The sequence below is a fragment of the Acidilobus saccharovorans 345-15 genome (genome assembly GCF_000144915.1).
GTDB lineage: Archaea > Thermoproteota > Thermoprotei_A > Sulfolobales > Acidilobaceae > Acidilobus > Acidilobus saccharovorans.
The window spans coordinates 201831-225223 of the sequence record NC_014374.1; the positions used below are offsets into that span (position 1 = coordinate 201831).

The 23393-nt window shown below is 51.3% G+C and carries 27 protein-coding genes and 2 tRNA genes; 16 read left to right on the forward strand and 13 right to left on the reverse strand.

Features of this window, described 5'->3' with window-relative positions; all coding sequences use genetic code 11:
- Positions 1–70: 70 nt before the first annotated feature.
- Positions 71–772, forward strand: a complete 702-nt coding sequence (locus ASAC_RS01010; RefSeq protein WP_238523615.1) for a metallophosphoesterase — start codon at positions 71–73, stop codon at positions 770–772.
- Here ASAC_RS01010 and ASAC_RS01015 read toward each other — a convergent pair.
- The 4 genes from ASAC_RS01015 to pcn all read right to left on the reverse strand — a co-directional run bounded on the left by ASAC_RS01015 (position 765) and on the right by pcn (position 3654).
- The gene (locus ASAC_RS01015; RefSeq protein WP_013266116.1) at positions 765–1388 is read right to left on the reverse strand and encodes a TATA-box-binding protein; all 624 of its coding nucleotides are present in this window, start codon (positions 1386–1388) and stop codon (positions 765–767) included. The genes ASAC_RS01010 and ASAC_RS01015 overlap by 8 nt on opposite strands.
- A gap of 56 nt (positions 1389–1444) precedes the next feature.
- Complete coding sequence (locus ASAC_RS01020) at positions 1445–1783, reverse strand: hypothetical protein (protein WP_013266117.1); 339 nt, start codon at positions 1781–1783, stop codon at positions 1445–1447.
- A gap of 97 nt (positions 1784–1880) precedes the next feature.
- Positions 1881–2954 carry a DNA primase small subunit PriS gene (priS, locus tag ASAC_RS01025; protein ID WP_013266118.1) on the reverse strand — a complete coding sequence of 358 codons (1074 nt, stop codon included), beginning with the start codon at positions 2952–2954 and terminating at the stop codon, positions 1881–1883.
- Entirely contained in the window at positions 2914–3654 is a 741-nt protein-coding gene (pcn, locus tag ASAC_RS01030) for a proliferating cell nuclear antigen (pcna) (RefSeq protein WP_013266119.1), read from the reverse strand. Before pcn ends, priS begins: the two co-directional genes overlap by 41 nt.
- A 211-nt stretch (positions 3655–3865) precedes the next feature.
- Between pcn and ASAC_RS01035 the strand changes: the two genes are divergently transcribed.
- The 3 genes from ASAC_RS01035 (at position 3866) to ASAC_RS07670 (ending at position 4543) form a co-directional block, all read left to right on the forward strand.
- Positions 3866–3941, forward strand: a tRNA-Asn gene (locus ASAC_RS01035).
- Positions 3942–4032: 91 nt separating this feature from the next.
- Positions 4033–4320 carry a 50S ribosomal protein L44e gene (locus tag ASAC_RS01040; RefSeq protein WP_013266120.1) on the forward strand — a complete coding sequence of 96 codons (288 nt, stop codon included), beginning with the start codon at positions 4033–4035 and terminating at the stop codon, positions 4318–4320.
- A 13-nt stretch (positions 4321–4333) separates the two neighbouring features.
- Positions 4334–4543: a 30S ribosomal protein S27e gene (locus ASAC_RS07670; RefSeq protein WP_148217235.1), complete on the forward strand. Its 210-nt coding sequence runs from the start codon at positions 4334–4336 to the stop codon at positions 4541–4543.
- 48 nt (positions 4544–4591) lie between these two features.
- On the opposite strand, the gene ASAC_RS07675 is transcribed toward ASAC_RS07670, so the two are convergent.
- From ASAC_RS07675 to ASAC_RS01050, 3 genes are all read right to left on the reverse strand, one after another.
- Complete coding sequence (locus ASAC_RS07675) at positions 4592–4765, reverse strand: RNA-protein complex protein Nop10 (protein WP_013266121.1); 174 nt, start codon at positions 4763–4765, stop codon at positions 4592–4594.
- Between the two features lie 11 nt (positions 4766–4776).
- Entirely contained in the window at positions 4777–5586 is an 810-nt protein-coding gene (locus tag ASAC_RS01045; RefSeq protein WP_013266122.1) for a translation initiation factor IF-2 subunit alpha, read from the reverse strand.
- A 76-nt stretch (positions 5587–5662) separates the two neighbouring features.
- Positions 5663–5944 (reverse strand): helix-turn-helix domain-containing protein, encoded by a 282-nt coding sequence (locus ASAC_RS01050; protein ID WP_048812704.1) that lies wholly within the window; start codon positions 5942–5944, stop codon positions 5663–5665.
- A 218-nt stretch (positions 5945–6162) separates the two neighbouring features.
- Between ASAC_RS01050 and ASAC_RS01055 the strand changes: the two genes are divergently transcribed.
- Positions 6163–6405 (forward strand): hypothetical protein, encoded by a 243-nt coding sequence (locus tag ASAC_RS01055; RefSeq protein ID WP_013266124.1) that lies wholly within the window; start codon positions 6163–6165, stop codon positions 6403–6405.
- A gap of 43 nt (positions 6406–6448) precedes the next feature.
- Here the strand turns inward: ASAC_RS01055 and ASAC_RS01060 are convergent, their stop codons facing one another.
- Both ASAC_RS01060 and secY read right to left on the reverse strand, forming a co-directional pair.
- Entirely contained in the window at positions 6449–7075 is a 627-nt protein-coding gene (locus tag ASAC_RS01060) for an adenylate kinase (protein WP_048812933.1), read from the reverse strand.
- The gene (gene secY, locus ASAC_RS01065) at positions 7075–8442 is read right to left on the reverse strand and encodes a preprotein translocase subunit SecY (RefSeq protein ID WP_048812705.1); all 1368 of its coding nucleotides are present in this window, start codon (positions 8440–8442) and stop codon (positions 7075–7077) included. The genes ASAC_RS01060 and secY overlap by 1 nt, the downstream gene beginning before the upstream one ends.
- Positions 8443–8575: 133 nt before the next feature.
- On the opposite strand from secY, the gene ASAC_RS01070 reads away from it, so the two are divergent.
- Together ASAC_RS01070 and ASAC_RS07745 are read left to right on the forward strand one after the other, a co-directional pair.
- Positions 8576–8663: transfer RNA gene (locus tag ASAC_RS01070), tRNA-Leu, on the forward strand.
- A gap of 559 nt (positions 8664–9222) precedes the next feature.
- The gene (locus tag ASAC_RS07745) at positions 9223–9933 is read left to right on the forward strand and encodes a hypothetical protein (protein WP_148217085.1); all 711 of its coding nucleotides are present in this window, start codon (positions 9223–9225) and stop codon (positions 9931–9933) included.
- On the opposite strand, the gene pdo is transcribed toward ASAC_RS07745, so the two are convergent.
- Positions 9922–10665: a protein disulfide oxidoreductase gene (pdo, locus tag ASAC_RS01080; RefSeq protein ID WP_013266128.1), complete on the reverse strand. Its 744-nt coding sequence runs from the start codon at positions 10663–10665 to the stop codon at positions 9922–9924. The genes ASAC_RS07745 and pdo overlap by 12 nt on opposite strands.
- A 191-nt stretch (positions 10666–10856) precedes the next feature.
- Here pdo and ASAC_RS01085 point away from each other — a divergent pair, with 191 nt between their 5' ends.
- From ASAC_RS01085 to ASAC_RS01110, 6 genes are all read left to right on the forward strand, one after another.
- A complete protein-coding gene (locus tag ASAC_RS01085; RefSeq protein WP_013266129.1) occupies positions 10857–11270 on the forward strand; it encodes a transcriptional regulator in 414 nt (137 codons plus the stop codon).
- A gap of 203 nt (positions 11271–11473) precedes the next feature.
- A complete protein-coding gene (locus ASAC_RS01090; RefSeq protein WP_013266130.1) occupies positions 11474–12499 on the forward strand; it encodes a transcriptional regulator in 1026 nt (341 codons plus the stop codon).
- On the forward strand, positions 12414–13013 hold the full coding sequence (locus ASAC_RS01095; protein ID WP_013266131.1) for a nucleoside-triphosphatase: 600 nt from the start codon (positions 12414–12416) through the stop codon (positions 13011–13013). The genes ASAC_RS01090 and ASAC_RS01095 overlap by 86 nt, the downstream gene beginning before the upstream one ends.
- Positions 12964–14130: a tRNA (guanine(26)-N(2))-dimethyltransferase gene (locus ASAC_RS01100; RefSeq protein ID WP_013266132.1), complete on the forward strand. Its 1167-nt coding sequence runs from the start codon at positions 12964–12966 to the stop codon at positions 14128–14130. The genes ASAC_RS01095 and ASAC_RS01100 overlap by 50 nt, the downstream gene beginning before the upstream one ends.
- A 353-nt stretch (positions 14131–14483) precedes the next feature.
- Positions 14484–15605 carry a DUF373 family protein gene (locus tag ASAC_RS01105; protein ID WP_013266133.1) on the forward strand — a complete coding sequence of 374 codons (1122 nt, stop codon included), beginning with the start codon at positions 14484–14486 and terminating at the stop codon, positions 15603–15605.
- 16 nt (positions 15606–15621) lie between these two features.
- Positions 15622–15963 (forward strand): hypothetical protein, encoded by a 342-nt coding sequence (locus tag ASAC_RS01110; RefSeq protein ID WP_013266134.1) that lies wholly within the window; start codon positions 15622–15624, stop codon positions 15961–15963.
- On the opposite strand, the gene ASAC_RS01115 is transcribed toward ASAC_RS01110, so the two are convergent.
- From ASAC_RS01115 to ASAC_RS01125, 3 genes are all read right to left on the reverse strand, one after another.
- Positions 15960–17354, reverse strand: a complete 1395-nt coding sequence (locus ASAC_RS01115; protein WP_013266135.1) for a hypothetical protein — start codon at positions 17352–17354, stop codon at positions 15960–15962. The two genes, ASAC_RS01110 and ASAC_RS01115, sit on opposite strands and share 4 nt — an antisense overlap.
- Positions 17351–18685, reverse strand: a complete 1335-nt coding sequence (locus ASAC_RS01120) for a type II/IV secretion system ATPase subunit (RefSeq protein ID WP_158303775.1) — start codon at positions 18683–18685, stop codon at positions 17351–17353. Before ASAC_RS01120 ends, ASAC_RS01115 begins: the two co-directional genes overlap by 4 nt.
- Positions 18686–18769: 84 nt before the next feature.
- Positions 18770–19240 (reverse strand): archaellin/type IV pilin N-terminal domain-containing protein, encoded by a 471-nt coding sequence (locus tag ASAC_RS01125; protein WP_158303776.1) that lies wholly within the window; start codon positions 19238–19240, stop codon positions 18770–18772.
- Between the two features lie 190 nt (positions 19241–19430).
- Here ASAC_RS01125 and ASAC_RS01130 point away from each other — a divergent pair, with 190 nt between their 5' ends.
- From ASAC_RS01130 to ASAC_RS01140, 3 genes are all read left to right on the forward strand, one after another.
- Positions 19431–20390, forward strand: a complete 960-nt coding sequence (locus ASAC_RS01130; protein ID WP_013266138.1) for a deoxyhypusine synthase — start codon at positions 19431–19433, stop codon at positions 20388–20390.
- 153 nt (positions 20391–20543) lie between these two features.
- Positions 20544–22214: a DNA topoisomerase VI subunit B gene (locus ASAC_RS01135; protein ID WP_013266139.1), complete on the forward strand. Its 1671-nt coding sequence runs from the start codon at positions 20544–20546 to the stop codon at positions 22212–22214.
- A gap of 1 nt (position 22215) precedes the next feature.
- Positions 22216–23379 carry a DNA topoisomerase IV subunit A gene (locus ASAC_RS01140; protein WP_013266140.1) on the forward strand — a complete coding sequence of 388 codons (1164 nt, stop codon included), beginning with the start codon at positions 22216–22218 and terminating at the stop codon, positions 23377–23379.
- Positions 23380–23393: the final 14 nt, after the last annotated feature.

The following is a 23393-nucleotide window of genomic DNA, read 5'->3' on the forward strand; positions in this document are numbered from 1 at the left end:
GAGGTGCGGCCTCACGTCAAAGGATGCCCTTGGCTCAAAGCTAAAACTGCTTGGAAGATCCCCGGCGCTGTTGCACCAAAGCAGCATGGCACTTATTATAAGTGACGTGCACCTTGGCTATGAGGACTCCATGGCTACTCAGGGCGTCTTCCTTCCGAGGCTCCAGCTGAAGAAAGCCGAGAGCATTATAGATGAGGGCGTCAGAGCGGGTGCTAAGAGGCTCTTAATAGACGGCGACCTTAAGCATGTATTTGAAAAACTAACAAAAGGCGAGAGGCTGGAGGTCACAGAGCTTATTAGGCACGCGCTGGAGGCCGACATTAAAGAAATAGTGCTCGTAAGGGGCAACCACGATACCTTTGTAGCCCCGCTACTCAAGGACTTTGGGGTCGAGGTTGTTGATGACTATATGGATCTGGGCGACGGCATCATTGTGACTCATGGCCATAAACTTGTCGACGCGGTTAAAAGCAGTTCCACTGTGATAATAGGCCACGAACATCCAAGCCTTGAAATAAGCCTGGCTGGCGCCAAGGTTAAGCTACAGGCATTGCTCAAGTCGCCCCTCAAGGGTGGGGGCGAACTGCTGGTGCTCCCAGCCATAAGCCTCTATCAGACTGGAACTGCCATAACTCCAAGCCCTGAGACCTACCTTTCGCCTATAGTAAAGGAGCTGGCAGAGCTGCAGGAGGCAGTTCCAATAATAGTTGACAGGGAGATAGGCGTAGTGGAGCTGCCGACGCTTAAGGAGCTCTTCGCGGGAATTATTTGATGCACTTGTTCTCATCAAGTATCTTGTAGATGTTGTTCACCGCCTCATAGACCTCGTTCTCCCGCTTGGCGCCTGTTATCACCATTTTACCGCTGCTAAATATCAGCAGGACAACCCTTGGCTTGTCCATCCTAAATATCAGCCCTGGGAACTGCTCAGGCTCATACATGCTGTGGGGTAGAACGAAGGCTGCCTTCTCAAGATCTACCACTACGTTTAGGTTAGCCGAGGCCACTATGTTTTGGATTTGAATCTGAGGCCTGCCCTGGATTACTATCCCCTTGGTTATGAATTTCTTAAGTATAGCCTTGACCGCCCACACCAGCTGCTTGACGCTCTTGGCTCCCGTCACCACCATTTTCCCTGACTTGAAGACCAGCGCCGTGATCTTTGGGCTCTGCAGCCTATAAACGAGCCCTGGGAACTGGTCTGGGTTATAATCCACATCTGGTATTCTGGCCTCTATTAAGTTTAGATCGAGCGTGTTCTCTAATATCACGGTCGCCACTATGTTCTCTATATTGACGACAGGCTTCCTCTCGCCCGGCACCCCTGTGACATTGACCTCAGAAGCCTCCTCTGGCTCTGGGGGTGCAATGTCGTCCTCTTTAGACAAAACCTACCACCCTTTTTAAGCTCCAGCTTATAAATCGTTAGGGCTATTTAAAAACTTTACTTAGTTGACTTCCTTAGGGACTTAAGCCATGAGTCAAGGTTCAGGGACCACGTAAGCGCGGGCTCCGCGAAGCCCAACGATATTAGCCCCAGGGCAGTGCCAACGTCGATGAACACCGTATCACCGTTTCTGAGAGTTAAACCGTCCGGAGTAACTATGTCAGTCCTCATAAGCACCAGGACCTTCTCTCCTTTAGCTACCATTGCCCCACCTAAGTAACTTCCGTAAAGTTCTGAGAACCTGTTGAAGAACCTTATTACGCCTGAGTCCGCGCCGTTGTAGTCAGTGCCTAGATCCTCCAGCCTCGCCTTTGCAATCAGCCTTGAGGACTCCACTGTTATTTCCTTAAACTTCTCACAGTACGATGCTCCTGAAGAGCAGTAAAGGGACCAAAGTCTTCGAGTCCTCTTTATGGAATCAGCGGACAGAGATTCATGGCGACCAGTCGCAGCCTTGTACGGGCCACCAGCCAGGGTTTCTTCTGACAAGTACCTCACCGCCTATAATACTCACATAGCCAGACAGATAGAGGTAAAGGGCCACAGAGGCCGGTAAACTAAGCTCCTCCCCCTCAGTCAGCGAAACTTCAAACCCAAGTATCCTTGTCGGGTCGAGATCTTTAGTTGCCTTCGCGTCAAGGGTTCCACGGAAGGGCGAAATTTGAGGCCCTGGGGCAAAGGAGTCGCAGAGTGGCGTAACTATTAACCCTCCCTTAGCATTTAGCGAGCCCGGGATCCTAGTAAGCCTCGAGGGGTCCTCAGTAACCATTGAATCTATGTCAACACCTACGTGCGGCCCTGAGGCCCTCAGGTCGACCCCGAGGCTCGCTGCGAGGCCTCTCCAGCCGGGGTCCTCTGGCGTGGCCGGCGCGGGCCTCACGCCCCTCTTGTTAGGGAACAGGAGGCTCGCATCTAATCCTTCAGCCCTCACTAGCTTAGCTATCTCCCTCCTCTCGTCCCTACCAAGCTGCATGCACTGCTCGCAGATGCCCCTAATGTGAAAGCCCCTATGGCCAGTAAAGTAGATAAGGGGCTTGCCTCCTAGTAAATCCCTTACTATCCTGCTCACCAGGCGGGCGCTGTCAAAACCCTTCACAAGGCACTCGTCATCTACTATCTGTCCTTCACAGGCCCCTGGGTGATCTAAGTCAATATCGAATAGAAGCTCCGAGCCCTGCCAGCCTTTTTCTTCCATGTTAGGCGCGCTCGGCAACTCATATATCCCTACTGAATGATAGAGGTGCCTTGGAGTCCTTGATCTTATGTACTTCCTTAGCGATGTCTCGTCCTTAAATGCTAGGTGCCTGATGTAGCTTTCAATGTCAAATGGCTGTAGGGCAAACTCCCTCTTTGCCATATCGTGAGGAAGTATGAAGGGCGGGTCCATTCTATAGTATATTGCAAAGAGGCTCTTCAGAGAGTCAGCCTCTGACCACTTTCTTATGATAACCTCTTGTTGGTCGCCCTCACTCGATCCTTGGCGATACGTAGAAGACAAGTCTTCCACCGCCCTCGTAGTCAAATTGAACTCTGGCTGGAGCGTCTTGAGCGTACTGAATAGTCACCTGGTCAGCGCCCCTGGCGGCCTTAATCATATCATCAAAGTATTCAACGCTGTAGGTGGCCTTATCCGGCGAGTCAACCCTTATGTCTACCAGGTTCTGGTCCTCTTTGCTAAGTTCGATCTCAACCTTCTCAACATCGCCTGCCCCTATGAAGTGGAGCTTATCATCAGAGGTGGCGGCTATAGTTATTGCGTCCGCCACCTCCTCGACAGCATTTATAACGTCAACGAAGGCCGTGTTCATTAGTTTTGCCATAACTGAGAACGAGATACGAGGCTCTGGCAGCTTCTCAACGCTTAATGATATCTGAGGTATCTTGAACTCCCTCCTTCCGTGGCCCTCAAAGGCAACGATAAGCGAGTCGCCGGAAGCCTCAAGCTCGAGGCTCTCATCCCTCTGGCCCCTGGCCAGGACCTTATTAAACGCGTCGAATGAAACTCCGAACATCTCATCGCCAGACACCGAATACTCGTCAAAAGCCTCTTTGGGGTAGAAGAGGTCTACCATAACTACCCTGCTTGAGTCCAGGGCCCTCAGCGAGAGCCCCTCTGATGTTGCGAGGAAAACGCCCTCATCTATTATGTTCTTGATAGAACCTACTATGTAGACCCACGTTCTGGCGTTTCTGAATTTTAGCTTCATCGCGCTGCACCACATAATTAATGTAGTAAAACACTTAAAAGGGGAACGGTCCCTAACCTTTGTCAAAAACGTAAGCCAGAGCAGTTTCTTGCTAGGACGCGCCTCGCCTAGCTCACGCCTACTAGGGCTGCAGGCTTACTAGCATTAGTACACTTCATGAGCTTTAGAGGCTAAGAGTTTAAAACAAGTCGCCTTAACTGCTCTCCTCTGGGCCGGGGTAGCTCAGCTGGTAGAGCGCCCGGCTGTTAACCGGGCGGTCGAGGGTTCGAATCCCTCCCCCGGCGCCATTATTTACCCCTGAAGTCCTCTCACTTGGCCTTTGAACGTCACGAAACGGTTAAAAGCCGCTTTAAGCAGCTGTAGGCCTAGGTGCTGCGCGTGAAGTTCCCAAAGACCATAAGAACCTATTGCCCACGCTGCAAGACGCACACAGAGCACACAGTGGCCATTTACAAGGCCGGCAAGAGAAGGACCCTTTCGGAGGGCCAGAGAAGGTATCTAAGGAAGAACGAGGGCTACGGCAGCAAGAGGAAGCCCGAGCAGAAGAGGTTCGCAAAGACCACTAAGAAGGTCGTGCTGCTCATTACCTGTACAAAATGCGGCTATAAGAGGCACATACTCGGTATAAGGCTCAAGAAGATAGAGCTCACCGAGGTCATGAGGTGAGCCCTTTATGTCTATGATCGCGGGAGTCCCGAGGAGAAAGATACTAGTTCCCGAGCCCAGGAGCAGGTTCTTGTTAGTAGTCTGCCCTAACTGCGGCCATAAGCAGGTGGTATTCAGCCACGCCACGTTCCCCGTACGCTGCCTCACGTGCGGAACCCTTCTAGTCAGACCCACGGGAGGCAAGGCAAAGATCCTGGGCAAAGTAGAAAGCGTATTGGCATAAGCGGCTCCTTACTACAGCGCGCCTTGCTAATATTTATTAAAAATACTACTATTCCCCTGAATTGCTCATAGTTCTTAGCATGTACCTGTATTTCACATACTTATCGTCAGGGGAGAACCTCGGCGGGTGGGGCACCCTTAAGGCGCCCCCGCAGTAGGGGCACCTGTCAGTACTTAGCGTGTACCTGCCGCATACCGAGCATCTCCTTAGAAGCCACCTCATTTTCAAGCCCCTTACTCGCGGAGTCTCTCCAACGAGAACTCGACGCCTAGCTCCTTCGCTGCTCTAGACATTACCTCCTCCAGGCCTTGAGCTAGCTGCTCAAGCTCCTTGTAGTCGACTCCCATGAGGTCTATTCTATACCTTGGGGCTCCGATGGCATATATCTTTACTGATACGGAGCTATCCCCCTTAGAAGCAACGGCCTCCTCTGCGGACTTGAGCACTGCCTTTATCTTTTCTATGCCGTCGGGGCTCAAACTCTTAACTGTAGCCAGTAGGCTCACTTTAACCTTCTTAACTTCAACGTACTTCTTGGCTGCCTCGGCCAACGGCTTTAGCCACTCCTCGGGCACGCCAGCCGCGGCCAGAGGCTGCTCACCCTCGGTAGCGGCCATCTCTAACGCTGTCATGACATCACCATACTTGTCCTCAAGCCTCCATATGACTTCTGCGTATGCTTGCTTCTCGGCCTTCTTCAGCTCCTTCGCTATCATCAGTATTATGTTTACGGCCTTTTGAGTTCTCTTCCACCACGTCATCTTCTTTCTGCGCTCATCGTCTGTGACCTTCTTCAGGCTAACGTCTACTTGGCCCTTGGCCCTGTTAACCCTTATTACCTTGACTGCGACCCGCTCGTTAACTTTAATCACGTCGTCTATTGATTTAAACGAGCGACTAGAGACCTCAACCCATGGAAGGAACGCCCTAAGGCCGTTAAACTCGTCAAGCTCTAAGTAGGCCCCATAGTCGTGAAGCTCCTTCACAGTACCTACAACGACCTCCCCTACGTCAGGCAGCTGCCTCCTGTTTAGCAGGGGCATCTACTCTCTCCTCCTTCTCCATATATTTCCATAGTTGCGTGAACTTAAGCTATTAGCCTCCTTAAAGCCATATTGACTATGCCGACTCTCTTTTCCTGGCGTTCGCGTTTATTTCTATGAAGGCTTTAACCTGAGCGTATAGCCCGTCCTTCTCGAGGCCCCTCCTCAGCCTGTAAAGCCTTTCATGCGAGACCCCTAGCCGTTTAGCTGCCCTGTAAGGGGGGAGGCCTTCTGACATGGCGTAGATGAGAAGGAGCAGGCTTTCCAAGGCGCCGCTGCTGGTGAGCCTCTTCCTGAACTTAGAGTCGCTGCAAAGGCTTTCTACCAGTCTTAGCATCCAAGGAGAGGTTGCTATCAAGGCGGCCACTTCCTTGGGAAGCCTTATTTCCTTAGATTTTCCTGAGCATTCCGCGATGATAGTATCACCATTAAGTTTTAGCTTGGCTCTCTCTGCTGACATTAATCCCTCAGGCTAGCTGTGCAAGGCCTTTTAATATAAAGTTCTTGACTTATCGGCCTCCTTTAGCTTTATTAGTCCGCGCCTCAGGTTCCACAGGACCCAGCAGGAGAAGCAAATTGCCCCCGGCATCGCCTGACGCCATAGCTAGGAAGCTAATTGAGATGCTAAAGAGAAGAAGGCCGGAGCTAGAGGCCGTCTTAGACGAGATGTCAAAAAACAGGGAGGGCCAGAGGGAGCTAGCGCGCGCCTTCTCGCAGGCATATGAGGTCTATCTGAAGTCTTTAAGGCTAGAGGAGGCCTTTGACTTTCTGGTAAAATACCTGGAGACCGCATATGATGATTACAGCGAGCTAGACTAATAACGCAGGTTGTGCAAGACGTGATGTTGCACTAGTGGGGCCGCTAAAGCTTGGATATAGCATTAAGCAGCTGCTCCGCGGCCTCGGAGGCCCTGCCCTCGCGGTTAATAATTATCGTCAGCAGGGATCCGGCCTGAACGGCGCTGGCCATGGCTGCTGACCTGGCTATATCCATTAGCTGACGAACGCCCTCCTCCCCGCCAAAGTCCGACCTGTACCTCGTAGCGTCACGCTGCTGCCTTGCAACTATTTCCTTTGGGTCCGCCTCTATAACGACTATCATATCAGGCCTGAGGCTGTTAATTACGTTGCTTGGAAGGCCCGGTAAATAGCCCAAAGGGGTCTTAATTATAGCATGGGTGTCTACTATCAGGTAATCCCCCTCTTTGAGGTCGCTGCCGGCCTCCTCAATAATTGAGGAGGCCGCGATATCTTGAAGTTCCAACTGCTCTCTGAAGCTGAGGTACCTTATCTGGTCCCTGTTCTTTATTAAGCCCTTCCTAACAGCGTTGTCTAGCATGAAATCGCCAAAGTTCAGCACCCTGAGTCTGAGCCCCCTCTCCTTGGCTTTTTCCTGAAGCAGGGAGAGAACTGTAGTCTTACCTACTCCGGGGACTCCTGTGACTACAATAACCTTGAAGGGGTTTCGCTTGACCCCGCTCGCAGGCATCACTCGCCCACCAACTTCCTTATCAGTGGATAGGCCTCGAGGGCTCTCTCATACGTTATTATCGAGTAGTACTGGTAGACTATGCCCACCGCGAGCAGAAGGCCGACGCCGCCGCCGTAGGCTCCGAAGAACGCCGCGACCACAGCTATGGCACCTACTATCAGGCTACTGAGCGACGTTAAGGGATATATATACCTTGCAAGCACGCTCTCCAATACCCTGGGGTTCCTTCTCATACCGGGTATCTCGAGACCTCCCTTTATCAGGGACTCAGCCTGCGAGCTAGGGTTAAGGCCCGCCACTTCGACCCATACATAACCAAAGGCTACCGAGAGCAACATCCACGATATAGCGAAGACCACGGACCTCAGGGGGTCTAGCACCGTCTCCACAAGCCCATTGGGCGGCGACAGGTAGAAGACTATGCCGCTGTAGACCTTATAGACCAGCGAGCTAATGCCGAAGAACCTCGCCAGGGGTGCCTCAAAGAGCTGGAGGTCAGCCACTAAAATCGCCAAGAGGAGCACCGGTATGTTGGTCACGTAGATGAACTGAAGCGGCACCTTAGTCCTTATGCCTCTGAGCTGCGATGATGTTACAGGTATCTCAACCATCATGGCCTGAAGGTAGACGAGCAATATAACTATTGCAAACGTGGCCAGCAGGCCTGTTACGTCAGGGAAGCCGTTAGCCCTTGTAAGCACTATGAATGGATCCCTGTCATAGATGAGGGCCGGGACTACTCCAAAGTCCAGCGCCAGCCTCGGGACAAATCCAAATATGTCCCAGACCACTGTCTGAGCTACCATAGCTAATATGAAGAGGCTTATGGCGCTCCCCAGCCCCCAGCCCTTTTGAAGGGCCTCATCCATCAATATCACTATGTAGCTGGCGGCCACTAGCTGAACTACCACTAGTGCCTTAACCACTGGGGACACGGGAGTCCCAGCGGGCCAGAACATCCCGCTGAGGGTGACTACCAGCGCCTCAGCAACGGCGAACAACACTGCCAGCGTCTTCATGGCTCCTGTGAACTTGACCTGATCATCAGGGTTCGTGAGGTCTATGTCTATTAGTTTAGCGCCGGCCAGCACCTCAAGTATGAGGCCAGCCGTAACTATGGGTCCTATGCCCAGCTGCATCAGAGTTCCAACGCTGCTTGCGAAGATTATGTTCTCAAGAGTTATAGTTGTGGCTGCCGTAGGGCTCACTGGCACGCCGTAAAGGGGTATGTTGCTCATTATAAGGTATAGAACCAACACTATACCTGTCCAGGCAAGTCTCCTGGTCAAGCTTAACTTCTGCGAGGGCTTTGATACCGTTGGCAGGTACTCCGAGATATTGGATAAGGCGTCAAGCACTCCCAATTAGAGTCCCTCTTCCCAGCGCGTCGCTGCCAGAACGCTTAAAATGCTTTACGAAGCGATTGCCTTGCAAGCCTTTTACGTGCGGAGCGCCGCGCAAACCTTTAAGAAACCCGACAATAGCTAGGAAGATGGTGCGGGGGTGCCCGAGCCTGGTCAAAGGGGACGGGCTCAGAACCCGTTGGCGTAGGCCTGCGTGGGTTCGAAGCCCACCCCCCGCACCATAAGTTAGAAAAAGGCATTCTGCAGGGCCCCCTTAAACAGAAATAATTTTAATGCTATCAGCCTTCAAGTGGACTTCACGGGCTGTAGTGTTTGCATGAGGGCTTCGATCCCTTAGGGTGGCTCGAGCTTTCAACGCAGTTTAGGGATAAGAAATTCATTAATTATGATGACCTTAGAATACCTTCCCTCCCGGCGATCTTAAACAACGCGGGCATAAAGTCTGTCGAGGGCCCTAGGGGATTAAACCTAAGGTGGTCCTGCTGCGGCCTTTACGAGGTTATTGTAAACAGGGGCAGCCTGGAGTCAGAGCTACCAGCCTCTCCTAAACCACTGAGCTTCTATATGCGCCCCCTGGTACTGCACAAGTTAGAGCGCGACAATATTTATATGAACCCCTTCTCCTGGGACGTTAAAGACGTTGTACCACTCTATGGCAGCGATTTAAGCCCAGTGGCCTTAGCAGCTATTAATGGCGCCAGATGGTCAAGGCTTAAGGTGCTTGAGGTCTTAGACTTAGAGTCCCTTAGATCTAAGGAGGGCCCTGCGACAGAGCCTAAAGTGTCGTTACAGCCCTTTAGCTTAGTGCTCCCTTCTAAGGCAGAGGTCCTTGGCATTGATGTTATTAGAGTTCTCAAGGCTAGTGACTTCCTCTTAGCCCGCCTCACTGATAATGTCCTGGTGCTCCCTCTGGCTCATTCATCTAAGCTTGCCTTAAGGGTTGACACTTCGCGTTACGACATTAAGGCTTCGGTTCTCTACCCCTTTGCTTACTTTGAGGATGTTTACAGGCCCGGGGATGCCATAGAAGCCAACAGCGTAGTGTTAAGGCAGCCGAGACCCTTGTCCATCTCTTCAAGCTCCCCGATTAGGGTTGAGTTTAGGGAGGGTTACGTTAACCTAGAGCTTCAAGGAGTTACATACATAGGCGAGGGGGATGAGCCGCAGGCCATAAGGCAACTACTGCAGCTAACTGTGGGCTACCTACAGTGGAGCGCCTCCCCAGGCTTTGTGAGTTCGGGCTCCTCATCAGCCGTGATCTACGACCTTGCCCCTGATTCAAAGAAAATGGGCTTTGTTGTAATTAACCCCACTCGCTACGACTCAGAACTTGAGGCCAGACTAAATAGAGAAGTTGTGGAGGGAAGCGTTTGCTCCTCTATAGGATGTTACCCCTTAGAAAAGAGCCCCGCGGGCCTCCTTAGGGTTCCAGCCCCCAGGGGGTGCTACTGCTTCGTCACGCTAACCCTTGGAGTTCCCTCACATCCCTGAGGCTTCTCCCTCTGTCTTGGGCACCAGCTGGTCTAGCCTGTTCTCAGCCGCAGCCACCACGTAGTTTATGAAGTCCTCCTCATAGGGCACGCCTATGAATGACATGACGCCGTTCAGAGCTATGGCTGGGACGCTCATAACTCCATACTTTTCTGCTATGTCCATGTTCTCGTAGGCCTCTACTGTATCTGAAATTACCTTGGGGTTGTTCTGCTTCCAGGACTCATAGGCAAACATGTTAGCGAGTAACGCGGCGTAGGGGCAGTAGGGGCACGACGGGGTTACGACGGTCTCTATGTGCACTGAGCCCTTGAGAGAGGCCAGCTGCTTCTTCGTTTCGGGGTCGAGACCGCTCTCGCCCTCGCTAATCCTCATTATTGTCTCTATGAAGCCCCTTATCTCCTCGCCTGCAGGGGTTCCTGTGTACCTTATTACGCCGCCCAGCAGTGTTACGGTAGGGACCCTCTCAACGTTCTGCCTTTTGAACTCTTCAAGGTCCTCAGGCTTGGACTTGCTGAAGACCCTCAGCTGGAGCATCTTCTTGCCGTCGCGAACGGGCGAGGCGTCGGCTATGGTCTTAACAAGCTTGTACGCGTCCTCGCAGGTCTCGCAGCGTGAGGCATCATCTATGAACAGGTCCACGGTTACTGGCGATACCATGTATGCTAGCGTGTCCTTCAGCTCCTTTATTAGCTCCTCGTCGAGCTCCACATCAAAGTACCTTCCGGCCATTGACGCACACCAAACTACTTAGGTATCTTACTAGGAGCTTTTTAAGCACTAGTTTAGTTTAGTGCGCTGTAACCAAGGCCTGTCCAAGACATTAGCTTCCCTTAACTAGTACTAAACGGGCCTAGAGCGAATTAGATGACGTACATAGCTCACATTTTTAGCCTTAGTTAAGCCGCATACCTAGCGGGATCATGAAGGTGAAGCAGCACCTGCAACAGCCGCTGCCCATACGCCAGCCCTGCGAAGTGGCGGCCAAGGAGGTCATGCCGTCAATTAGGGCGTCCATAGCATATGTGCTGGTCAACGAGTTTAAATTATCTAAATACGAGGCCGCTAGACTCCTTGGCCTCACGCCCGCCGCAGTCTCAAACTACATAGAGGGAAGGCGCGGCGAAAAATACATGGCCAAAATACTTAACGACAAGGCCAAGGCTGAGAAGATAAGGGAAGCAGCAATGATAATTTTAGCATACTCTTCTGACGCTAAGAGCTCCGAAAGATTCCAGAACATAACTTGTGCTATTTGTAGCTCCGTCAACGAAGTTGCCCAGATGTATGGATGTCATTACCTTACCATGAAAAAGCCTGAGCAACTGCACGCTTAACACGTATCCACACGTACCACTTACTAGCTGCCCTCCCTGCACAACTTACTTCTTGAACGCCAGCTGTAACCGCTGAGGTCAACTTAAAAGCTTAGGCTATCAGGCGGCGTCAATTATCTTAGTGCAAGCTTGGTTGAATAACACCTTTAAAACTCGCGAATTATTAAACTAATATATAGCCGTCACCAAGAGTGCGGCAGGCTATGTACGAGGCCTCCAGGGAGTTCGTAAACAGGTCATTATATCTGCTAGCGGAAGTAGGGGACGTTATAGCGCTCAACTACCCCAGAAACCAGTTAAAAAGGACTGTGGACCTTGCACTTAAGAATAAAGAAAGCAGGGTGATTCTTGTTAAACTCGCATATAGCACCAGCCTAATAGGCAAAAGCGAGAGGGAGGAACTCAAAGGACTTTCATCAACGCTGAAGGTGAACTCTTTCATAGTGGCTGAACGCAAGGGAGATATTAAGTTAGTCGACGGCGTAGTGTATGATTACGAGGGTTCTAAGGTAATCAGTGTCGAGACCTTGATTAACTCTCTTGAGGGCGACCTGCCAGTAATATATGAGGATAGGGACAACTTTAAAGTAAAAGTTAATGGTGAAAAGTTGAGGCAAAAGAGGGAGCTGAAGGGTTATAGCCTTGGCACCATGGCTAGGTTGGCCAAGGTTTCTAGAAAGGCCATCTATGACTATGAGAGGGGCAGCATAAAGCCAACTCTTGACGTGGCTGAGAGGCTGATAAATGAGCTTGGAGAGGACATAGTTGCTAGCATAGACATATTTGATCCTTCAGAGGAAATACTGTCTGGCTCCAAGCCGTCTCATGGAACGGACTTCGACGATCAGATGGAGGTAGAGATGGTTAGAAGGCTCAGGGGACTTATGCTTGACGTTTGCCACGCGAGGAGAGCGCCGCTTGATATATGCCTCTCCGGCAGTAACCTTAGGGCCCTAGTAACTATATCGCACGGCGGCGAAAAACCTAAGGACTTTAATGATAAAGTGACAAACATGTTAAGAATGGCGAAGTCAATCAAAGGTGAAGGCTTCGTGGTTGTGGAGCCAAGCCTTAGAGAGCTGGCCAAAGAGCTTAATGAGCCCGAAAAGGTCTTCACTCTAGAGGAGTTCATAGATTTCATAGGTGGGAAGGTTGCAGAAAAAACTGATAGCCATAACTGGAAGGCCAGGAATAGGAAAGACAACACTGGCTCAGACAATAGCAAGTGAGCTAGTTAGCATGGGCTGTTCCCTGGGCGGGTTCACGACACCAGAGCTACGGGAAGGAGGGATCAGGAGGGGGTTTCTGGTAAAGAGCGTGGACGGCTCGAGGTCTGTACTCCTAGCAAGCGTGACGCCCGCGCCCCAGGGGCTGAGAGTCGGAAGATATTACGTAGACCCTGCGGCGGAGGGCAAGGTGCTCTCAATATTAGAGGACAGCATTAAATCTAGCGACATAATTATAATAGACGAAGTAGGCCCTATGGAGCTTAGCTTAAGATCTTTATCACAGGCCCTTACTAAGCTTATTATGCAGCCCCCTAAGCCTCTCATAGTAACTTTCCACTACAGGCTCAGGGACCGGTTCCCAGAGCTCTTCTCCGCCTTAACTCAGGGTATACTAATACGCCTAGATGAAAATAACAGGAATGAATACATAAGGAGGGCCCCTGAGCTTGCAAGGTGGTTGGCTAATGAAGCTTGCAGTGATAAGGGAAGGAAAGGCGCTGCTGTACATACCTGATACGAGGCCTGCAGTAGATCCGCTCAGAGGAAGCCTAGAGCCTGCATGGCTTCAAGTATTCTACAACCCTAGCATGGAACTGAACAGGGACCTCTCGGTTCAGTTCCTGAACGCTTATGCTGCTGAAAGGTCCCCGCTTAGGAGCGCCATAGACGTGCTCGCAGGCACCGGCGTCAGGGGTTTAAGGTATCTGCTCGAAGTAGGAGGCCTCGAGAGGGCTGTGCTGAATGACATTGACGAGGAGGCCCTAAAGCTCATAAAGGCTAATATTAATCTTAACTCGCTCGGAGATAGAGCTGTAGCATCTAACAGGGACGCCAATGCCCTCCTCTACACCATAAGTCACGAGCTCGGAGGGGCCTATGATATAGTTGACCTAGACCCCTTCGGAAGCCCTGCACCTTTTATCAGCGCTGCAATTTCCGTGGCATCTAGAGGTGGAGTCCTTGCAGCCACCGCGACAGACCTCGCAGTCCTGGGAGGCTCTAAGAGATTGGCCGCTAAAAGGAAGTACTGGCTTGACAACCCCCCAGGGCCTACCAGGGGTTACCGCGAGGTTGCACTGAGGGTTCTTCTAGGCTTCATAGCTAGGGAGGCGGCATCGCATGACAAAGCAGTGAGGCCTCTCTTCTCAGTAAGCGTCGGCCACTACGCTAGGGTATTTGTGACATTCGATAAGGGCTCCCAGAAAGCATATAGGTCGTTGGAAAATAACATGGGCTGCATTCGCGTCCAAAATGGCGTAGCTTTAATGCAAAATGGTCTTCCCTCAGACTCGTGCTACGGACCCATATGGACAGGCCCCCTCTGGGACAAGGAGATAGTGGACAGGATGCTCAACGATGCGAAGGCACGCAAGTATGAATACCAGGGATGTTACGCAGATGCGTTTAAGGTATTAAGTCTGATAGAGGAAGAGCTAAGCCTTCAGGAGTTCCCCCACCAGAGGCTGGACGAGCTGTGCTCCGAAGCTAAACATAACATGCCCGCCCTAAGTGTAATAAGGGCCAGATTAACATCACAGGGGTATAGGTTCTCTAGAACTCATCTGAGCCCCATAGGATTTAGGACTGACGCGCCACCCGACGCCATACTGGAAGCTTGTAAGTCAAGCTAGCGGTCTACAGCACCTCTAAGTAACTATTTATTTATCCGACTCTTTTAATTCCTCTTAAGGCTGAAGCAGCGCACAGACCACAGTTTATAAAATGTGCTAATATCCTGTTGAAGATCACTCGTTGAAGCGCGAGCAGTAGCGGGGCGAAGAGTCGCCTAATGGGGTCCGCGTCCTCGAGGGTGCCAGCCCTGTAGACACCGCAGGAGGTAAGCGATGAGGTCGGGCGGCTAATAGTTGTTAAAGGCAACTGTTAGCCATTATGAAGGACAAGCTCTAAGCACAGGGGAGCCTTACACCAAGCGCGAAAGCCTAATAGCTTCCCCCTTTGGTTCAGAAATGAGAAGAGATAAGCGATGGATCTCAAGAGTGACGCCAGAAGGCCGCTGATAGTAGTTATAGATGAAGATGACGACATAGGCGCTACTTTAGGCAGGTCACTGGTTATGGGCTATAAGGACGTTGTGGACGCCGCCACGCAGTTCGCCATACTAAGGCCCGAAGACCCAGACTCCAACGCGATGTTTGTTGGACTTAACCTTTATAAAGAGATGGAGGCCGACGGTAGGAATCCTGAAATCATTGTTGTGGGCGGCCATCCAAAGAACGCCCTCTTGGCCCAAAGCTTAATTAAGGCCAGAGTCCAGCAGGCTATCTCCAAATCCCCTGGCAACTACGAGCTTTACGTGGTCGGTGATGGCCTGGACGAGCTCTTTATGGCGCAAATACTCCGGGATGTGGGCCCGATAGCTGGCGTGAAACAGGTCATAGTGGAACAAAGCCTTGGCGTTGAAGGAAGTTACATACTTTTAGCCAGGTACATTAGAAAGGCCCTTAACGACCCCAGGTACTCAAAGTACTTCCTAGGACTTCCTGGCCTGCTGCTCTTAGTATTTGGGCTTCTAACCATCTTTGGCTACCTGTTGCTCTCACTTAAGATTATGGCGGCGCTGCTTGGCTTCTTCATGGTAGTTAAGGGCTTTAACCTGGAGTCGCAGCTATGGGAATACCTAAAGACGACTGCAGCCAGGGTCCGCGAGGGAAGCGTCTTCCAGTTAGCTGGCCTCGGAACTCTGGCCATTAGCGTAGTAATAAGCGCTTACGGCGCCTATATTTTAAGTAGAAGCGCGGCACCCTTGACAGATAAGGTTGGATATGTTGTGTCCTACGAAGTTACCACGCTTATCATAGGCATGGTTATATATGTAATTATAGCTAGCGTCTTCTTCAAAGTATCCCGCAGAAACTTCAGGCTATACAGGGAGGCACAGGTGATATCAGTGCTGATAATGCTCGCAGCAGGTCTCTATTACATGGGGCTATCCATAGCCTCCACGCCATTGCCCAGCACCTTAAACGGCAGCTACGTCTATAGCATCCTGATAGGCAGCGGCTTCTTAGTATACGCATTAACAGGCGCTGCTATAGCGGCCCTGATAGAGATAGGGGTCAGGGTGAAGTCCCACGAACCCTCCTGATGACCCTTATAACGCTGTGTACCAGGTTATAGTTAATGATAAGGACTGGCAGAAGGCCATAAAGATGATAGAGGACCTCCACTTAGATCTTGAGACCTTCATCGTGTACTTTGACCTCAGGAGAAGGGGGAAAAAGGTTACCGTGGGACCTAGGCCTAGGACCCTGCTCTACAACATGACAGATAACAGGATAGCTGAAGTCCTGATATTAAGCGAAGGGAACTACGTCAAACTCATGGACATAGTTAGGTGGAGCCAGAGGGCAGCGGCAGATGCCCATGAACCGATATTAGCCATAGTGGATGAGAGCGGCGGCGTGACCTATTATGAGGCACGCGTGGTGAGGCAGCTTTCTTAGAGAGTTATGAAACGCACTACCAGAAGCGATAGTGTGGCTGAGACCAACGAGGCGGCTGGCGACATTCTTCTGCCGCGGTGAAGCGACGCCGCTGGGAGCGTGGAGAGGGGGGACATGGCCATAAGTAGCCTAGCTGCATATTGAACCGAGAGGGTGTTGGTTAGCATAGAACTTAGGGAAGATGAAGCTATGTAGTTTACCAGCGCATAGACTCCCACGAGGGAGATAGCTGGCGCTACGGCAGAGATCCCCATCAATATGTAGGCTTCTACCTGCAGCGACTTCAAACTTCTCAGGGACTCGTAGAATATGTCAACGAAGCTTTGCAGCGCCGGGCCTATTCCAACACGGCCAGCGACCTTATCAGAGCTCACTATTGCGTTGATTATGGACTTACCAAGCATGGAGGCCCTTGAGAGCACGTCGGCGAAGGGCAGCCCTAGCCTTGCTCTCTCCGACGCTTCCCTCAGGAGCCTGAGGGACTCCGCAAACCTTTTGGAAAGCCTTGCCCACGATGCCTCAGATACTATGGTAGCCAGGGTAAGGATAATCAACGCTGCAAGGTATCTCCCCAGGAACATTATCAGCGAAGCTGCAACAGCCGAGCCTATAGTCAGGCCGGCAACCCACCAGCCACCTTCAGGCTCTCCGAGCTTAGGCCTGAGGAGGGCCAGCAGTATTGCAAGGCTTGGCGACAGGACCATCATAAGTACTGCCAGAGGTATTAGAAGGTTAGAACTTCCAAACAGCGATAATGGAAGCAACACGGCGGCTGAAACTATAAGTGTAGTCATGGCTTCAGTTATGGTCTCGCCCAACTTTGCGTAGCTCTGCCAAGTAGACTTGACGGCATCCATGGTTCTTGCGTATAGGTTCACCGCGGCCCTAAGCCGTGAGAGTCCCATCTCTTCAACCGTCAGCAGTTCCCTAATGACTTCCCTTAACCTTGAACTTGGCGTCGTGTCGGCAAGTATCCTAAGCGCCCTCCTCTCATCATAACCCGCTGCCAGGAGATAACTCAATCTCCTTGTCTCTACCCTGCTGAACTTAAGGCCTAGGCTTTCGGAGGCGGTTACAAGCACCGCGGAGAGGTCACGCGAGGAGGCAACGTATGGTATCATGACCGCTAGCAACGACGGCATCTCGTCATTAATTCCCGAGCCGAGAAGGGAGGCCAGCAGCCTCCTGCTAAGCTCTGGAAGGAAGAAGACTATGACTCCCAGGGAGGCTAGGACTAGTATCAGCAAGTAGTGCGCATGAAGAGCGACATATGACGCCCCAGCAGCTATGAAAAACACCACTGCAAGTATAGGCGATACTGCGTCAATAGTGTTAAGCGTTGTAACCAGAGGGCCGTAGATCCTGGGATCATTGGGCCTCCTGCCCATCATATCATATCACCGTAACGTGATATGTAGAACTTAGCTAGCTCGGCGCGCAGCTCCTCTGGGGATCTGCCCGCAACAGATTCGAGAAACTTAGTCCTAGCCTCCATTTCCTCCCTTATATCACCTATGCCCAGCCTCTCCGCTGCCCACTCAAGCTCCCGGCTTCTTTCAATCAGGTCGCTGATGCCCGTCTCTCCATATCTATAAATAATGACGCTGTTACCATTCTCAACCTCGGCTATTTCGGTGACCCTCCTAACTGCGCGGCCCCCAGTGGCCTGAAGGCGTTTGACTTGCACTATGGACTTTATGGAGCTTAGGAAGAGGGGCGGCAGCGCTATAGGCTCCATGCTAAGCCTCATTATCACCCCCTGAGGCGAGTCGCTGTGAAGCGTAGTCATGGCTCCATACCCGCTGGCCGCAGCCTGAGCCAACAGTTTGCCTTCCCTGCCCCTGACCTCCCCCACTACCACGTAGTCCGCGCGCCTCCTGAGGGCGAACTTCAGAAGGTCCTCAAGTGTTATCTCCTCAACCTCCTCACCAGGGGTTCTCGGCCTTGTAACTAGGGAGTCCCACAGGGGGCCTGTGACCACCAACTCTGGCGTGTCCTCTATCGTGACTACCTTGGAGTAAGGCGGCAGCGTGCTGATAATTGATTGAAGCACGGTAGTTTTTCCGGCCCCCATGGCGCCGCTGACTATTATGAAGCCCTGAGCTTCTGCTATGAGCCAGAGGTAAGCGGCAGCAACGGGATCTATGGTCTTGTTAGCCAATAGGTCGGCTATTGTAAAGGGCTTCTGAGGGTACTTCCTTATAACGAAGCTGCTTCCGAACCTGCTCATCTCGTTCATAAACGAGACCGATATCCTGTGGCCCTCCACTGTTAACCCTTCGGCATAAGGAGAGACTATACTCACGCTCTTGCCGGCCTTTCTTGCGAGTTCGACTACTATTCCGTTAGCCTCTTCGTCCGTCAACTTTATGTCCGTGAGGACCCAGCGCGAGGGCACCTCCTTATGTATGACTATTACATTCTTAGTCGAACCCGTATATGATATCTCCTCTATGTGGGGATCCAGCATCAGCGGGTATATCTTACCATAGCCGCTCCTGTACTTTTCGGCCAGGTAACTCTCGCGATCGTCCCTGGGCTTAGTAAGGCCTGTGGCCACATAAACAAGCCTGTCATGATCTATGGGCTCGGGTTCCCTTACCATAAGTCTGGGTACTCCATCACCTCCCCTGTAGAGGAAGTACTCCACGGGCCCTATTCTGTAGTGGGAAACGACGCTCCACGAGGGCGGGCTCTTTCCCTCCCCGTCATGGTCAGCCACGGCCTGAAGCTCTTCCTCATGAGAATAGTAGGAGGGCCTATGAAGGGCCCCCCTAAGCCTAGAGAGAAGCCCCATCATGGCAACTCAGCCTGCAGTGACACTCACAGGGCTTGTGTAGTAGACCTGGTTGTTCATCTCATACAATAGGTAGACGCTCTCGACGGTTGAGGTCAGATTTACATTCCCTACAGCAATAATTTCGCTACCAGGGTTTATAGTGGCGCCCTGAGAGGCCGACGCACTTGTTGATATACTATATCCGCTGCTGGGGCTGCCCTCTATATAAACGTCCTCCTGGTTTCCGTTAGAAAGCACCAGAACCAAGTTCTTGATAGTTATTTGCAGCGGCTCGTTATTTATAATCTTGACGTAGAGCAGCGCACCGCTGCCCGTAGGGGTTGCTGAAGCTTCAACGGTGACTCCGCTGCCCATGCTCATAAACGCGTTCATGGACCTTTGGAAATACGAATAAACCATAAGACCTCCGACTATAGTGGCCGCTATTAGTATGACGGCCCCGATTATATTTGAAAGGGACCTCCTCTGCCTGCTCACCAACATCACCTCCCAGCCTCCTATAGGGAACTAGGCAAGGCAACGATCAATGGCGTTTCAGATGCAAATGCTAATAAACTCCAAGCCTTGTGCCTTGACAGAATTGCAGGACAATAAACGTCCCTTCAGGCGGGAGGAGGTCAGCTATCCCTATATTCCCTGCCCTTCTCCAGCAGGGCCTGGTGAGAACGTGAAGCTAGAGCCTGTTAAGGACATAAGAGTTGATCCTAACATGCCACTGAAGGACCTAATTGATTTGTACGGGGAGGAATACGGCTTCATGGCCGGTCACGTGTGGAGGGCGGCGCAAATACTTGCTAAGGGACTTAGCGAGTCGAACCTAAGAGTCATCTCATTTACAGGCAACTTGGTGTCAACAGGCCTTAGAGGTATAATAACGCAGCTCATAAGGGCCAGGCTTTTCAATGTAATTATGACCACGTGCGGCGCCCTGGACCATGATATAGCGAGGGCCATGGGTGGGGCTTACTCAAAAGGGTACTTTGAAGGGGACGACGTCGACCTAGCAAGACATGGAATTCACAGGCTGGGCAACATTTACATAAAGGTTGACGACTATGGACCTAAGGTGGAGCAGTTTGTCAGATCCCTAGCCGCCAGGGCTTCAGCGCTTAAGGAGGAGTGGGGCATGTATGAGCTCCTAAAGCTGGCAGGCGATATGATAAACGATGAGAGCAGTTTCCTTAAGGCAGCACATGATACCGGCGCTGACGTCTTCGTCCCAGGATGGCCTGACGGCGCTTTTGGGACAGACCTCTTCTTCGAGAGCCAGAGGGGGGTTAAGATAAAGATAAACTACTTCAGAGACATGCAGAGGCTCTCGGACCTGTTCTTCGGAACCCATGGCAAGGCCTCAGCGCTTATAATAGGCGGAGGCATAAGTAAACACCACACCATCTGGTGGAGCCAGTTTAGGGAGGGTCTTGATTATGTAGTTTACATAACTACGGCCGTTGAGTGGGACGGAAGCCTAAGCGGTGCCATGCCCAGAGAGGCCATAACGTGGGGCAAAGTAAAGCCTGAAGCCGACAAAGTCATAGTCTATGCGGATGCCACTATAGCGCTGCCCCTCCTGGCGGCTTACCTCTTGGCCAACGCTAAGCCGCCAGAGACTTCAGGCCAAGAATAATGCTGCATTTTATTAGTTTCTGAGCACCTTATTAGTTTAGCATCTACGCTAACACTTGCTGTTATGTGAAAATGTTTAAAGCTACGGGGTAGCACTAATTTCTGAGCTAAGCGCCTCTAAAAATTAGGTAAACAAAGTAAAAGGGGATGAGGCTTGGCTGAGGAAAACGCCATAGATAACGCCAAGGAGAAGTTCTCGGAGATAAGCGTGGCAGAGTTTTTCTCTAAAAACAAGGAGCTAGCCGGCTTCTCAAACCCTACCAGAGCCCTTTACCAGACCGTCAGGGAGCTAGTCGAAAATGCGCTTGACGCCACTGACTCTCATGGAATACTGCCAGAAGTAAAAATATACATAAAGGAGGTGGAGCCTGAGAACGAGGAAAGGCCCGCCAGGTACGAGGTCAGCGTCGAAGATAACGGCATAGGCGTGCCAAAGACTGTGATGGCTCAAGCTTTCGGTAAGGTGCTCTTCAGCAGTAAGTATGTGATAAGGCAGACCAGAGGTATGTATGGCCTAGGAGTCAAAGCTGTAGTGCTTTACTCCCAGACCACCACAGGCAGACCTATAACGGTCGTTAGCTCGCAAGAGGACAGCAACTTCGTATATTATCAGAATATAAAGATTGATATCAAGAAGAACGAGCCCATGGTTGTTGAGGACGGGCAGCTAGACAAGAGAAGTTCATGGCACGGCACTATAGCGTCAGCTATAGTCGAGGGCGACTGGACTAGGGCTAAGCCAAAGATAATCGAATATGTAAGGCGCACTGCCATAATAGCGCCCTACGCAGAGCTCTGGCTTGTGACCCCCGAGGGTGAAATATACTTCTTCCCGAGAGCCACCAAGAAAATGCCCAAACCGCCGAGAGAGGCCAAGCCTCATCCTCATGGAGTTGACCTAGAGCAGGTCAGGAGTATGCTTATGTCTACACAGGCTGAGACCTTGCTGGACTTCCTAAAGGAGGAGTTCCAAGGCATCGGCGACAAAACGGCCACCGAGTTCCTGAGGCACGTAGGCCTGAAACCTGATATCAACCCCAAGACTCTCCTTAAAAAAGAGAAGCTAAAGGACCTCGAGGCGTTGGTAACAGCTCTGAGAAACTACAGGGGCTTTAAGGGGCCTAGAAGCGATTACCTGAGCCCCATAGGTGAAGAGCTTATAGAGCTCGGGCTCACCAGGATGTTTAAGCCGGAATGGGTCAAGGCTGTGACGAGGCCCGCCAGGGCCTACCAGGGCCACCCATTCATAGTCGAGGTCGGCATCGCATATGGAGGCGCAATACAGCCCCAGGAGGAGCCTATACTGCTCAGATTTGCCAACAAGATACCTTTACTTTATGAAGAGAAGGAGGACGTGTCATATAAGGTCTTAACTAACATTGACTGGGGCAGGTATGGCGTTCAGGAGCCTTATCAGCTGGCAGTACTTGTGCATGTGGCAAGTACCAAGGTTCCATATAAGGGCGTAGGAAAGGAGAGCATAAGCGAGATACCTGAGCTTGAGAGCGAGATCAGAAACGGCATTCATGAAGTGGCCAGGAGCCTCAGGATTTACATATCGCGCAAAGCGCGTGAGGAGCTCGCAAAGGAGAAGATAGTGAGCATAGCCAAATATATACCCGAGGTAGCCAGGAGCCTAGCAATACTGAGCTCGCCACCAGAGGATCCGAACAGGTACAGGGAGCTGGAACCCAAAGTTATGGAGCTGCTTATATCTAAGGTGGCAGCGTCCATAGAGATGCCCAAGATTGACGGGAGACAGGAGGATCCAAGGCTCATAGTTGAGAGAGTTATAAAAGGGGTCTCCATACAGGAGGTGAGCTAAAGTGTCAGCCCCAACTCAGGATAGAATAGACATTGAGGCCCGAAAGAAAGGCGCCGAAATAATCTACAAGACCTTTTTGAATTTGCTAAGCTCATTGGAGAAGGGCGCCGACCCTAAGCTGGTGATACCTAAGAGGACGCTTGCTAATACAGTTTTTGACGTTGAGAAGGGCATACTAAAGCTCGGCGTCTCAAAACTTGAAAGGAAGTTCCTTGATATGAACGAGTCCAGGAGGTTTATGCAGACGCTTGTGATGGCGGCCAACATCTACAGAGCGCTCATAGAGAATGAGTACCCCACCATAAGAGATCTTTACTACAGGGGCAAGCACACCATAGTATTTCACGACCTTGATGGGAGGCATAGAGAAGAAAATACCTGGGATGAGCAAGCGGAGAGCGATGCAGCGCTTAGGGACTTAGAGGTTATGCTTGGCTTACTAAGAGAGGACCTCATGATTCTGAGCAAGGAGAAGGGCAAAGTAGTTGGCAACATGAGGATAAGGAGCGGAAACGATATTATAGACCTTTCTAAGCTTGGACATGGCGCATACGCCATAGAGTCCACGCCGGACCTTATAGAGTTCCTTGATGTCGACGCCGAGTTTGTCCTAGTCGTTGAGAAGGACGCAGTTTTCCAGCAGCTTCACAGGGTCGGCTTTTGGCAGAAGTATAAGTCAATACTAGTTACTGGCGCCGGCCAGCCAGACAGAGCCACCAGGAGGTTCGTGAGAAGGCTCAACGAAGAACTAGGCCTGCCCGTTTATGTGCTTACAGACAGCGACCCATATGGATGGTACATATATAGCGTCTTCAAGGTTGGGAGCATTCAGTTAAGTTATGAAAGCGAAAGGTTAGCCACACCCAAGGCGAAGTTCCTCGGCGTCTCTATGAGCGACATTTTTGGCTATGGAAGAAAGAAGCCATATCTGACTGAGGAGGAGAGGAGAAACTATATAATTAAGGCCAAAGACCTTGACATAAGGAGGGCCAAGGAACTAATGAATTACTCGTGGTTCCGCACGCCCTTATGGAAGAGGGAAATAGATATGTTCCTTGATAAGAAGGCCAAGCTAGAGATAGAGGCTATGGCAAGCAAGGGGCTTAAGTTCCTCGCCTTCCAGTACTTGCCAGAGAAAATACAGACCCATGACTGGATAGAGTAGCCCTCCTGAGTTTA